The organism is Bacillus sp. J33 (assembly GCF_000518885.1).
GTDB lineage: Bacteria > Bacillota > Bacilli > Bacillales > Cytobacillaceae > Cytobacillus.
Genome location: NZ_JAEL01000078.1, coordinates 16,883 through 28,835, shown reverse-complemented (window position 1 = coordinate 28,835; position 11,953 = coordinate 16,883). Strand labels below are relative to the sequence as shown.

Sequence of the window (11,953 nt, the reverse complement as noted above, 5' to 3'; positions counted from 1 at the left end):
GCCCAGCCATCGTTCTCCAAAGGATTTTGATTTACCATAATTTTATAACCTATTTTATGTAAAATTATGATAAAATTTTCCTTACCATAATATTTAGGGGGATAAAAATGAGTTCCATTGGTCTAAGGGTGACTACATCAGAAATATACTATTCAATTTATAGCGGCAGTATTGAAAATTGCTCTTTTGTAAGCATGGGGAAAATTAATGAACCAGCTGCATATTCTTTCCCACAGACCTTAAGTTATTATAAGAAATTTATAGAGGGTCTTTTTGACGAATACAAAATTATCTCTTGTGGAATAAAGGTAGCCGAACCACTGTCAGGGAGGAACGGTATGAATGATGGGGTAAAGAAAAGGCTGTATATCGAAGGCATGCTAATAGAAACTGCAAATAACCATGGGCTTGATCTGATTTATGGTCCCTTTGCTTCATTCTCACATCAGATTGGTATTAAGAAAAATGATGACTATGTTAAGGTTTCGGACTTTTTTAATACACCTAATTGGCCAAAAGTAAATAAAGCTCATAAAGAGGCATGTTTAGCAGGCGTCGGTGGCTTGAAGTGAAAGTCATTTCTCAAATCGAGGCAATAAAAATTAGACAGATCGGCCAAGGGCAAGGGAAGAATTCAGACGTTTATTTATGTCATGACCCACAATTAAATGGAGAAATAGTAATAAAGGAAATACCTTTGAGTACTTTTACTAAAGCAGATGATTATTTTAGAGAAGCTAGTATATTTTACGCCAATAAACATTCTAATGTAGCCCCCGTGTTATATGCATGTAGAGATTCTACTTGCGTGAGAATAGCTATGCCCTATTATAAAAATGGTACCTTAGAGGATTTGCTGGACAAGAAGCCATTGACAGTAAGGGAAATAATTAATATAACTGAACAATTTTTAAATGGATTGCATCGTATACATAGTAATGGATATGTTCATTATGATATAAAACCAACAAACATACTTTTTTCAGATGATAATATACCGTTGGTAACAGATTTTGGCCAATCCAGGGAAACAACTGCATTTGGAACCGCACCATTACCGCCTTTGTATCCAAGTCATTTTGTTCCAGAAGCCTTTACTGGACCGAGTGCCACAAAGCAGTCTGATATCTTTCAGGTTGGGCTGACACTTTACCGTATGTGTAACGGGAACGATTATTTTAGAAAGCAATTTAACTTTAAAACACAACAAGAATTTATCGATGCAATATCTAATGGCAAGTTCCCAAACAGAGATATGTATTTACAGCATATTCCTTTAAGATTGAGACGAATTATCAAAAAATGTTTGGAACTAAATCCTCAAGATCGATATCAAACTTGTTTAGAGTTATCAAACGAGCTAGTGAAAGTAAACCAACTACTAACATGGTCGTATATGCCCCAAGTTGTTGGGGAGATATGGGTAAACGATGGATTAACCCATGAAGAAATAATTGAAATTGCACAAAACACAAAAGGAAATTGGGGAGTTTTAGGGTATAAAAGAAGAAAATCAGATGGACAAATAAGAAATAATATTGTAAGAAGTAAAAAAGGATTTAAAAACCAAAAAGATGCACAACAATATGTTTATAAACTTTTCCGAAGAATGGAGTGAAATTATGAAACAAATTTGTAGTTTCTGTGGCGAAAGTTTTTTTCGCGATGATCGTGCCCTCCTTTCAGAGAAATTCTGTCCAAAGTGTATAACGCAACGACTAAAAGCAAGCGGAGCAACAGTGTATGATAAAAATAATATCACCTTACACTGCACTAATGGAGGGTATATATTTGTAACACCCAACAATTAAGCAAAGAAGCCCCATGCCAAATGCCCTCTTCAGCTGGAGAGGGCATTTTCTGCCTTTTTTCCTCTTCCTTAGTTCCTTAATATTTCCTTAACGAACTGTATAGAACTAAGAGTATTTATTAATCTAAAGTAATCTTCTTCTTTCCAGTAAATAGGGTCATCTCTACCATGCAGCACCCAATTGCGATTTATTACTTTTAATCGTTTTTTGTGAAACTCCCTTGTTTTAAACAATACTTCACGCAGAAATAAGTATGCGGAATATAAGGCAATGGCATCGAATTGGTCACTTTCGGTATCTAAATCTTTTTTCCAATGAGTTAATAATTTTCCTCCAACTAAGCCACTATCCGCTATTTCACTGATTTCCCCTTCAATAATCATTAATAAGTTTGGTATAGCCATTTTGTACATTCCTAAGTCATAGCATTTAAAACTTGATTGGATTATTTCTACCCATTTGGCGTTTATTGTTTCTATAATTTCGGCCTTCGTCTCATCATAATGCTGTATTTTTAATTCATCGTTTTTAAATTTGTAATATGCTAAGAAGTATGCGTCTACTTCTTCCTGAGATAAGAGTAGTAATTCTTCATTCAAATAATCACCAAGTCCCATTTCTCCTGTAAGGGTCCACCCAGACTTCGAATTATGTTCTATCATGCTTCTAATTTTTTTATAGTCGATTTCAGGTATATTAAACCTGGGTAATTCAAACTCTGGAATTTTAATGTTTGCAATAGTTCTAGTAAGTTCCTCTACGGATTCAGTCGCTGCTTTTGTGATTTCTGTAATGGCATCAAGGAACTGTGGACTTATTTCATCGGTTTTAACTGGTTTGTTGTGGTCCATAAAACTGAACACCCCTTTTCCATACTAACAGCTATGACCTGTGTTTGCCCAATGTTCACCTTTTACATGCGGAGGTATTACTATGCAGTTATCGGCTGCATGTTATATCAACATTCAAACATATATTTAAATGTATAGGAATATAATGAATTAGAACAAAAAAAATAGAGCGTAAATCGCTCTACTTTTTCTCCTTTAAAAAGTAAACAATGCCATTCTCAAAAGATGAAAGAAGATATTCGGCCGCTTCTGGATTTAAGGGTACTAACGATTGATATTGCTGCTGAATACTTGAAAAACGATCAGTGAGATGAACATCTTCGTTATCGGATGACGCAATTGGAAAAATGGCAAATTCTTTTTGCAGTGTTTCCAAGAGCGATAAGGGGATGGTTTCTGTTTTTCCTGTTTCTAGATTGCTTAAATAACCAGCAGATACCCCAAGTTGCTTGGCATAAGCATTTAATGTCACACCTTTTCTTTCCCGCAAGCATCTTATTCTTTGTCCAAAACTTTTTAGCATAGTTTAAAACCTCCATTCTATTATTAATATGAAAATTGTAAATGGTTTTAGAATAGAGGTGGCTAACATGGAGATGGACAAGCGTATAAGTAGGAGGGAAGTGGCTTTGGGATACTATAAGGTTAACCCTTCACAATCTTTATTAATAAAACATTTCATTATTTTAGAATGTCTTGCAAGGTCTTATCAAGTGTTTTAAAGGTAAACTTGTAACCTTCACGTTCTAACCTTTCTGGAAGAACCCACCGACTTTTTAACACCAATTCTGTTTCAGTTTTAATTAGCAGTGAGCCAATCTCCAACATCCATTTCGGCGAAGGTAAACCGAATGGAACATTCAGCGTTTTTCTAAGTTCTTTCATTAATTCCCGATTACTGACTGGTTGTGGTGAAGAACAATTAAAAACACCACTTAGTTCTTCTTTATCTTTCAAAAAGATAACGATTTGAAACAAATCGTCGATATGTATCCAACTAAACTTTTGGTTTCCAGTTCCCTGAATACCTCCAAGTCCAAACTTCACTAAATTTCGAAAAGGTGTTATAACACCGCCGCCCTTGCCTAATACAATAGCTATTCGTAAGGCGATTTGTCTTGTTTTTGGTAAGGCAAAAGAAAAGAAGGTTTGTTCCCAGGTTGTTGCCACATTAACCGAGAATCCTGAACCAATCTCTCCTTTTTCTTCAGTCATCGGACGGTCTTCTGCGTGCCGATAAATGGTTGCCGTACTGGAATTTATCCAAATCGAAGGTGGATTATTACACGCCAGTATAGCCTCTCCAAGTAATTTTGTTGTCCTTATTCTTGAATTCATTATTTCACTCTTATTTGCTTCATTGTATCGACAATTTACAGATTTCCCAGCAAGATTGATTAGAAGTTCAGCATCTTCTAACACCTCTTGAATACTCAATTTATCCTCCCAAGAAATATGCTGCTTTTGTCTTGATATGATATGCACCTCATATCCTAATTCCTTAAATTTAACCTTAAAATATTCACCAATAAAGCCTGTTCCTCCTGCTAAAACTACTTTTTTCATGTAAAAGCTCCAATCTGCTTTATAAATCAGCTTCTAATATAAGATACTCCATCAATTAAAAAAATTCTTTCTTCCCATATTGAACAATGAAAAGGCGATGCTTTGTTAACCTCGCCTCCTCATTTAACGATTCTATTTGGAAATAAAATATTTTTCTCTGAAGGTTGGACTAAGTTCACTCCATACATCAAATTTATTACCATCTAAATCATAAAAAACAAAATTTCTTCCAGAATGGCCTCTGTCTTCGATCTCGCCAACTCTAATTTCACTTTGCATAAAGTCTTTATGTATTGCTTCTAAGGCATTTAACCCATTAACTTCAAAGGTTAACGAAAAACGCTCATTACCGTAAATATCAAAGAAATTGGAGCTTTGATTTTCATTAGATTTCACAAGAAAAATGCTCTGATTAGCAAAGTTTAAAATTGCTTTATCTTGGTCTATGTAGCTTAACTCTGCCCCTAGCTTATTTACATACCAATCAGAAGAAAGTTCTACATTAGTTACTGGTATATATGTTGTGCCTACCCTTAATAATTTCTCAGCCATTTATTGTTACCTCCTACATTTCCAAAATATTCTAAAATTAATCATTCAACAAAAAATCCTTATTTCCTGCATTAAAGTAAGGATTTTCTACTGATTTATCCCATTCGTATTGCTCATAATTTCCCTCACTTTAAAGTTTGGGTGCTTCATCTGGCAAACTCCAAATCTACAATAAAATGGTCATTTAGGGAAATGTGTTCATATAACTGTTGTAACAGAGCAAAATCTTCTTCAAGACTGGAGCGAGATTCGATTAAAAAAAGCAGGACCTTTTCACCACTTTCGTAATCAGGGAGAACCTCTATTTTAATTCGACTTTTCGGAAACAGTTCTTTTGATCTTTTGTATGCAATTTTGATTTGTTCATATATAGATGCATTTTCAGTTTTGTTTAAAAAAGCAATGACTTGTTCTTTCTTATTAATAAACATTCCTTCAAGAATATCTTCATCCAATGATATCACCTCACCATTTCTTATCTTATTTCTATTGTATTTATTAGAATTTCGGGTATTTCCTTTATTTGTCGACCTCTTTGTAAAACAGCAAAAAACAGCATCAGTAAAGTTCCGATGCTGTTTTGGGGTTTATACCTCTGGCATAGGAGTAGGAGTGGATTCTGTCCCCATGCCTTCATATTTTTCATCAATCATATTTCGGATGTCTTTAAGACTTGTCCCTTTTTCAAACTCTGATTTAGCCTCACGGGCTATGTCTACACAAACCCCTCAGCCAAAGCCCATGGTATCAAGTGTAACAGTAGTGCCTTTTACATTATCAACAAAACAATTGGTATTGCTTGTGTGCCCATCTTCTTCGTAACAGCCGCAATAACAAGGCATATAATCCAGCACTTCTGGATGCTCTACTGCGAACTGATAGGCTTCTAAGACTTTCGGGCTGTCGCTGTATGTGGTAACAGCAGACCAGTCATCACTGCCGATTTCGTAGGTCAATACTGGAGCTGTTTGATTTTGATGTCCTTCGCTTGAATGATCGCCTTCGGCAGACTGCTCTCCTGATGAACAGCCAGCAAGCAAAACTGCGGTGAGTATAGGATAGATATACTTCTTCATTGAACCTTCCTTTCCTTCCTCTTATTCTATTGTAAGAATACATAAATCTAATTCTGGATTCAATGTTTCTATGACTAATAAAATTTCCCATGACAGTCCAAGTTCATAAAATTGCCACAAACCACTTTTGTTTCACAGGTATAATGAGAATGAAAAAATTAATTTTGAGGTGAAACATCAAATGAGGAAACTTGTCATTTTCTTAACACTTGCATTGTTTATGCTTGGCGGGTGTTCAACTGAGAAAAATGCTTCCGATGAAGTGCCTGCCTTATTAGAGGTCGCTATAAATGTTCCAAACGTGACTCAAATGAATGAAAATATGGTTATTGAGGCAGAAGTCACGCAAGGGGAAGAAAAAGTGGAAGATGCCAATGAGGTTAAGTTTGAAATAAAAAAAGTCGGGCAGGAGACGTCTGAAGAAGTTATAGGGAAACACCAGGGAAATGGCATTTATTCCATTATTAAATCCTTTCCAGAGGCTGGAGATTATTCGGTTACAGCTCATGTGACGGCAAGAAGCATGCATAATATGCCAACAAAGAATTTTAAAGTTGAATAAATAGGGCAGCCTCTAGAGGCTTGCCCTATTTTGATTTTATATTCAAATAAATGTTTGACTATTTAAATGCCGTTGCATATACTAATATTCAAATAGACGTTTGATTAAGGAGGTGGCTTTTATTGAAGCACGATGATGTCTGTGAAGTAACCTGTGTTGATGAACATAAAGTGAAGCGGGTTAAGGAATCTGTGACCAGCCAGAATACCTTAGCGGTTGCACAAATATTTAAAGCCTTGTCTGATGATACTAGAGTGAAAATTGCTTTTTCGCTGTGTGAAGAAGAAGAATTATGTGTATGTGATGTAGCCAATATTGTAGGAAGTACAACAGCAACGGCCTCTCATCATTTAAGGCTTCTGCGGAATATGGGGTTGGCCAAATACCGAAAAGAAGGCAAATTAGTTTTTTACTCATTAGATGATGATCATGTTAAACAGCTGATTCAAATTGCATTCGCACATCAAAAGGAGGTGGAGCATAATGAGTGAAGCGTTAGAAAAATCCAGTGAAAAAACAGTTTATCGTGTTCAGGGATTCACCTGAGCTGGCTGTGCGACCAAGTTCGAAAAGAACGTAAAACACCTGGATGGTGTTTCTGATGCAAGTGTTAATTTTGGAGCTTCAAAGCTGACGGTAATTGGAGAGGCAACCATAGAAGAGCTGGAGAAAGCAGGAGCTTTTGAGAATTTAAAAATTATTCCTGAAAAAGAGCGTTTCGAAGAGAAAAAAGAACCATTCTTTATGAAGCATGCTACTGTTATTGCCTCGTTTGTTTTTCTTGTTATTGGATGGATCGCTACACAAATGAATGGCGACGGAAGTATCACGCCGATTTTAGCTTATGGTGCGTCCATGGTAATTGGCGGCTATCGCCTGTTCATTGCAGGCTTGAAAAACCTCTTCCGCCTTCAATTTGATATGAGAACTCTCATGACGATTGCGGTCATTGGTGCTGCGTTTATTGGAGAATGGGGCGAAGGAGCGACGGTTGTCATCCTCTTTGCAATAAGTGAAGCACTTGAAACGTATTCCATGGATAAAGCCCGCCAATCCATTCGTTCCTTAATGGATATTGCTCCAAAGGAAGCCCTAATTCGAAGAGGAAAACAGGAAATGATGGTTGAAGTGGATGATATCCAGCTTGATGACATTATGATCGTAAAACCAGGTCAGAAAATTGCCATGGATGGAGTAGTGGTAAAAGGTTTATCATCTGTCAATCAGGCTGCTATTACGGGTGAATCTGTTCCTGTTTCCAAGACGGTAAAAGATGAAGTCTTTGCAGGCACCCTGAATGAAGAGGGTCTATTAGAAGTCAGAGTTACGAAGCATGTAGATGATACAACCATTGCAAAAATCATTCATTTAGTGGAGGAAGCTCAGGCAGAGCGTGCCCCTTCGCAAGCGTTTGTAGATCGTTTTGCCAAGTATTATACTCCTCTCATCATGCTTATCGCCTTGGGTGTCGCAGTGATTCCTCCTCTGTTTTTCGGAGCGGATTGGGACACATGGATTTATCAGGGATTAGCCGCCCTTGTAGTCGGATGTCCATGTGCTTTGGTTATTTCGACTCCTGTGGCTATTGTAACGGCCATTGGAAATGCAGCCAAAAATGGCGTGCTGATCAAAGGCGGCATTCATTTGGAAGAGATGGGAGCTATTAAAGCCATTGCTTTTGATAAAACAGGCACGTTAACGAAAGGGATTCCAGCTGTAACTGATTACCTGCCTCAATCAAGCGTGGATTCAAATGAGCTGCTTTCGATTATTGCAGCATTAGAAAAAGGTTCACAGCATCCCTTGGCCTCTGCCATTATGAAGAAAGCAGAGGAAGATAATTTATCTTATCAGGATCTTGACATTGAGGACTTCTCTTCTATTACAGGAAAAGGAATCAAGGGGATTTATAATCATCAGGTGTACTATGTTGGCAGTCCCAATTTGTTCGAGGAATTGTTAACGAACGGCATTCCTGCCCCTTTAAGAACATCAATATCGGACCTGCAGAATCAAGGAAAAACAGTCATGGTGGCTGGATCATCCCAAGAAGTTTTAGGACTGATTGCGGTTGCGGATGTTCTAAGAGAGAACAGTAAAAATGTGATTGAAAGACTTCATTCCCTTGGAATTAATAAAACCATCATGCTAACGGGAGATAACACTGGAACCGCAAACGCAATCGGCGGTCAGGTAGGCGTATCTGATATTAAAGCTGAACTCCTCCCTCAAGATAAACTGACGTTCATTAAAGATTTGAGAAATAAATTTGATCGGGTGGCAATGGTCGGTGACGGAGTAAATGACGCCCCCGCACTCGCTGCTTCCACTGTTGGAATAGCCATGGGTGGAGCTGGGACAGATACAGCCCTTGAAACCGCAGATATTGCTTTGATGGCAGATGACCTCGGCAAATTGCCATTTACAGTGCAATTAAGCCGAAAAGCCTTGGCCATCATCAAACAAAATATTACGTTTTCATTAGGAATTAAACTTGTAGCCTTGCTCTTGGTTATTCCTGGGTGGCTAACACTTTGGATTGCCATTTTTGCAGATATGGGTGCGACTCTTATTGTCACATTAAACGGATTGCGACTTCTCAGATTGAAAGACAAATAAGATTTAAAAGGGTTCCGTTTTAAGGTGCTTTTTCAAAAAAACTGAAATGCCATAGAAAAAATGGCAGAATGCAAAAAACTCGTCTATCTTTTGACGGGTTTTTTTATTAAAAAAATGAGATTTTAAATAAAGAGGAATATTTTTTAAATTTCATTCAAGTATACACTTGAATGAAATTTAAAAAAGGAGTATGCTATATTCAAGTTAACATTTGAATGAGAATGGAGTGAGAAAATGAACAAGAAAGATACTTGTGAGATTTATTGTTATGACGAAGAAAAGGTCAATCGAATACAAGGGGATTTAGAAGCGGTTGATATTGTTTGTGTTGCCCAAATGTTAAAAGCGATTGCTGATGAAAATAGAGCAAAAATTACCTATGCATTATGTCAAGATGAAGAGTTATGTGTGTGTGATATAGCAAATATTGTAGGCGTCACAGTTGCAAATGCATCCCATCACTTGCGAACTCTTCATAAGCAAGGTGTTGTGAAGTTTAGAAAAGAAGGAAAACTCGCGTTTTACTCGTTAGATGATGAACATATCAGACAGATAATGATGATTGCATTAGCACATAAGAAAGAGGTGAAGGTAAATGTCTAATCAGCAAGCAAAACTATCTGAACAAGAGATGAAAGCCTTTCGTGTTCAAGGATTTACTTGTACCAACTGTGCAGCCATTTTTGAAAATAATGTTAAAGAATTGCCAGGTGTTCAGGATGCTAAAGTAAACTTTGGAGCATCTAAAGTATATGTTAAAGGTTCGGCAACAATTGAAGAATTAGAAAAAGCAGGAGCATTTGAGAATTTAAAGATCCGAGATGAAAAAGAACAAAGAGTTGAACGTGAACCTTTCTGGAAGCAAAAAGAAAACATTAAGGTATATATTTCAGCGATTTTACTTGTTATTAGTTGGTTTTTAGGGGAGCAATACGGCGAGGAACATATACTACCTACGATTGGATACGCAGCTTCAATCCTAATTGGTGGATATTCGTTATTTATTAAAGGGCTTAAGAATTTAAGCAGACTACAGTTCGATATGAATACCCTAATGACCATCGCAATTATCGGTGCTGCAATAATTGGTGAATGGGGCGAAGGAGCAACCGTTGTTATCCTATTTGCTATCAGTGAGGCATTAGAGCGTTACTCTATGGATAAAGCTCGCCAATCCATTGAATCTTTGATGGATATTGCACCAAAAGAAGCATTAATTCGTCGTGGGAATGAAGAAATGATGGTCCACGTTGATGATATTCAAGTCGGAGATATTATGATCGTAAAACCTGGTCAAAAATTAGCGATGGATGGATTAGTTATTAAAGGTACATCTACATTAAATCAGGCGGCGATTACAGGTGAAAGTGTTCCAGTGACAAAAACAAGTAATGATGAAGTCTTTGCAGGAACTTTGAATGAAGAAGGATTGCTCGAAGTTAAAGTGACAAAACGAGTTGAAGATACCACCCTTTCAAAGATTATTCATCTTGTAGAAGAAGCTCAAGCAGAACGAGCACCTTCACAAGCGTTTGTTGATAAATTTGCGAAATACTACACTCCAGCAATTGTTATTTTGGCTCTATTGATTGCTATCGTTCCTCCATTGCTATTTGGTGGAGATTGGAGCGAATGGATTTATCAAGGTTTAGCTGTATTAGTTGTTGGTTGTCCTTGTGCTCTAGTTGTTTCCACTCCTGTATCGATTGTAACAGCAATTGGAAATGCAGCGAAAAATGGTGTTTTAATTAAAGGTGGTATCCATTTAGAAGAAGCAGGAGCTCTTAAAGCCATTGCTTTTGATAAAACAGGAACATTAACAAAAGGTATTCCAGCTGTAACAGATATCGAGACGTATGCTGGAAACGAAAATGAATTGATGACCATAACGGCAGCGATTGAAAAAGGATCACAGCATCCGCTTGCTTCAGCTATTATGAGAAAAGCAGAAGAAAATGGATTAAACTTTAATGCTGTGACCGTCGAAGAGTTCCAATCTATTACTGGTAAAGGTGTAAAAGCCAAAGTAAAAAATGAAATGTATTATGTAGGAAGTCCAAATCTTTTCGAGGAATTACACGGAAGCATTGAAAGTGGTAGAAAACAAAAGATTACTGAAATGCAAACCCAAGGGAAAACCGTGATGGTGCTAGGAACGGAAAAAGAGATCCTTTCATTAATTGCCGTAGCAGATGAAATGAGAGAATCATCAAAAACAGTCATCAGTAAATTGAACGATATGGGAATTGAAACGGTAATGCTAACTGGTGATAACCAACGTACAGCAACGGCCATCGGGAAACAAGTGGGTGTTTCGGATATTAAAGCTGATTTACTCCCAGAGGATAAGCTGAATTTCATTAAAGAACTTCGTGGGCAACATCAAAGCGTGGCAATGGTTGGAGATGGTGTGAATGATGCACCAGCACTTGCAGCTTCCACTGTTGGTGTAGCAATGGGTGGTGCTGGAACTGATACAGCATTAGAAACGGCTGATATTGCTTTAATGTCTGACGATTTAAGCAAATTGCCATATACGATCAAATTGAGCCGTAAGGCTTTAGCAATCATCAAGCAAAACATTACCTTCTCATTAGCAATTAAATTAGTGGCATTACTATTAGTTATGCCTGGTTGGTTAACACTATGGATTGCGATATTTGCTGATATGGGGGCAACATTGATTGTAACTTTAAACAGTTTACGCTTATTAAAAGTTAAAGAATAAAATAAGATTATTTAAAAGCAAGGGTTAACATTGTTTTCCCTTGCTATTTTAGGTTTAATGAATTGCATAATGACCTCCCAAATGACAGTAAACTTGACACTATAATTGGCATCGTTTTTTTATTGTACAACAAGTATTGTCCAATAAAAAACTCTAATTTTACAAGAAGGTCTTTTATGTGGAGCCAG

At 37.0% G+C, this 11,953-nt stretch carries 13 protein-coding genes; 7 read left to right on the top strand and 6 right to left on the bottom strand.

What is annotated here, in order from left to right:
- Positions 1 to 107: 107 nt before the first annotated feature.
- Together L634_RS0120195 and L634_RS0120190 are read left to right on the top strand one after the other, a co-directional pair.
- Complete coding sequence (locus L634_RS0120195) at positions 108 to 572, top strand: hypothetical protein (RefSeq protein WP_026584009.1); 465 nt, start codon at positions 108 to 110, stop codon at positions 570 to 572.
- Positions 569 to 1,618 (top strand): serine/threonine-protein kinase, encoded by a 1,050-nt coding sequence (locus L634_RS0120190; protein WP_051428378.1) that lies wholly within the window; start codon positions 569 to 571, stop codon positions 1,616 to 1,618. The genes L634_RS0120195 and L634_RS0120190 overlap by 4 nt, the downstream gene beginning before the upstream one ends.
- Positions 1,619 to 1,879: 261 nt before the next feature.
- Here L634_RS0120190 and L634_RS0120185 read toward each other — a convergent pair whose 3' ends face one another.
- The 6 genes from L634_RS0120185 to L634_RS0120160 form a co-directional block, all read right to left on the bottom strand.
- Positions 1,880 to 2,662: a hypothetical protein gene (locus L634_RS0120185; RefSeq protein WP_026584007.1), complete on the bottom strand. Its 783-nt coding sequence runs from the start codon at positions 2,660 to 2,662 to the stop codon at positions 1,880 to 1,882.
- A gap of 181 nt (positions 2,663 to 2,843) precedes the next feature.
- Complete coding sequence (locus tag L634_RS0120180) at positions 2,844 to 3,185, bottom strand: helix-turn-helix domain-containing protein (RefSeq protein WP_026584006.1); 342 nt, start codon at positions 3,183 to 3,185, stop codon at positions 2,844 to 2,846.
- A gap of 158 nt (positions 3,186 to 3,343) precedes the next feature.
- Positions 3,344 to 4,228 (bottom strand): TIGR01777 family oxidoreductase, encoded by an 885-nt coding sequence (locus L634_RS0120175; protein ID WP_026584005.1) that lies wholly within the window; start codon positions 4,226 to 4,228, stop codon positions 3,344 to 3,346.
- A 132-nt stretch (positions 4,229 to 4,360) separates the two neighbouring features.
- A complete protein-coding gene (locus L634_RS0120170; RefSeq protein ID WP_026584004.1) occupies positions 4,361 to 4,780 on the bottom strand; it encodes a VOC family protein in 420 nt (139 codons plus the stop codon).
- Between the two features lie 146 nt (positions 4,781 to 4,926).
- Entirely contained in the window at positions 4,927 to 5,235 is a 309-nt protein-coding gene (locus L634_RS0120165) for a hypothetical protein (protein WP_026584003.1), read from the bottom strand.
- Between the two features lie 132 nt (positions 5,236 to 5,367).
- Positions 5,368 to 5,856 carry a PCYCGC motif-containing (lipo)protein gene (locus L634_RS0120160; RefSeq protein ID WP_269521658.1) on the bottom strand — a complete coding sequence of 163 codons (489 nt, stop codon included), beginning with the start codon at positions 5,854 to 5,856 and terminating at the stop codon, positions 5,368 to 5,370.
- A gap of 181 nt (positions 5,857 to 6,037) precedes the next feature.
- Here L634_RS0120160 and L634_RS0120155 point away from each other — a divergent pair, with 181 nt between their 5' ends.
- The 5 genes from L634_RS0120155 to L634_RS0120135 all read left to right on the top strand — a co-directional run bounded on the left by L634_RS0120155 (position 6,038) and on the right by L634_RS0120135 (position 11,765).
- Positions 6,038 to 6,418: a FixH family protein gene (locus tag L634_RS0120155; RefSeq protein ID WP_026584001.1), complete on the top strand. Its 381-nt coding sequence runs from the start codon at positions 6,038 to 6,040 to the stop codon at positions 6,416 to 6,418.
- Between the two features lie 122 nt (positions 6,419 to 6,540).
- Positions 6,541 to 6,909 (top strand): ArsR/SmtB family transcription factor, encoded by a 369-nt coding sequence (locus L634_RS0120150; RefSeq protein WP_026584000.1) that lies wholly within the window; start codon positions 6,541 to 6,543, stop codon positions 6,907 to 6,909.
- The gene (locus L634_RS0120145) at positions 6,902 to 9,037 is read left to right on the top strand and encodes a heavy metal translocating P-type ATPase (RefSeq protein WP_084028956.1); all 2,136 of its coding nucleotides are present in this window, start codon (positions 6,902 to 6,904) and stop codon (positions 9,035 to 9,037) included. The genes L634_RS0120150 and L634_RS0120145 overlap by 8 nt, the downstream gene beginning before the upstream one ends.
- Before the next feature lie 234 nt (positions 9,038 to 9,271).
- Positions 9,272 to 9,640: an ArsR/SmtB family transcription factor gene (locus L634_RS0120140; RefSeq protein WP_026583998.1), complete on the top strand. Its 369-nt coding sequence runs from the start codon at positions 9,272 to 9,274 to the stop codon at positions 9,638 to 9,640.
- A complete protein-coding gene (locus tag L634_RS0120135; protein ID WP_026583997.1) occupies positions 9,633 to 11,765 on the top strand; it encodes a heavy metal translocating P-type ATPase in 2,133 nt (710 codons plus the stop codon). Before L634_RS0120140 ends, L634_RS0120135 begins: the two co-directional genes overlap by 8 nt.
- Positions 11,766 to 11,953 lie beyond the last annotated feature (188 nt).

Excerpts from the sequence above, each read along its gene's own strand:
- L634_RS0120140 (WP_026583998.1), top strand. The coding sequence starts at position 9,272 with ATGAACAAGAAAGATACTTGTGAGATTTATTGTTATGACGAAGAAAAG.
- L634_RS0120195 (WP_026584009.1), top strand. The coding sequence starts at position 108 with ATGAGTTCCATTGGTCTAAGGGTGACTACATCAGAAATATACTATTCA.
- L634_RS0120180 (WP_026584006.1), bottom strand. The coding sequence starts at position 3,185 with ATGCTAAAAAGTTTTGGACAAAGAATAAGATGCTTGCGGGAAAGAAAA.
- L634_RS0120170 (WP_026584004.1), bottom strand. The coding sequence starts at position 4,780 with ATGGCTGAGAAATTATTAAGGGTAGGCACAACATATATACCAGTAACT.
- L634_RS0120135 (WP_026583997.1), top strand. The coding sequence starts at position 9,633 with ATGTCTAATCAGCAAGCAAAACTATCTGAACAAGAGATGAAAGCCTTT.
- L634_RS0120185 (WP_026584007.1), bottom strand. The coding sequence starts at position 2,662 with ATGGACCACAACAAACCAGTTAAAACCGATGAAATAAGTCCACAGTTC.
- L634_RS0120175 (WP_026584005.1), bottom strand. The coding sequence starts at position 4,228 with ATGAAAAAAGTAGTTTTAGCAGGAGGAACAGGCTTTATTGGTGAATAT.
- L634_RS0120155 (WP_026584001.1), top strand. The coding sequence starts at position 6,038 with ATGAGGAAACTTGTCATTTTCTTAACACTTGCATTGTTTATGCTTGGC.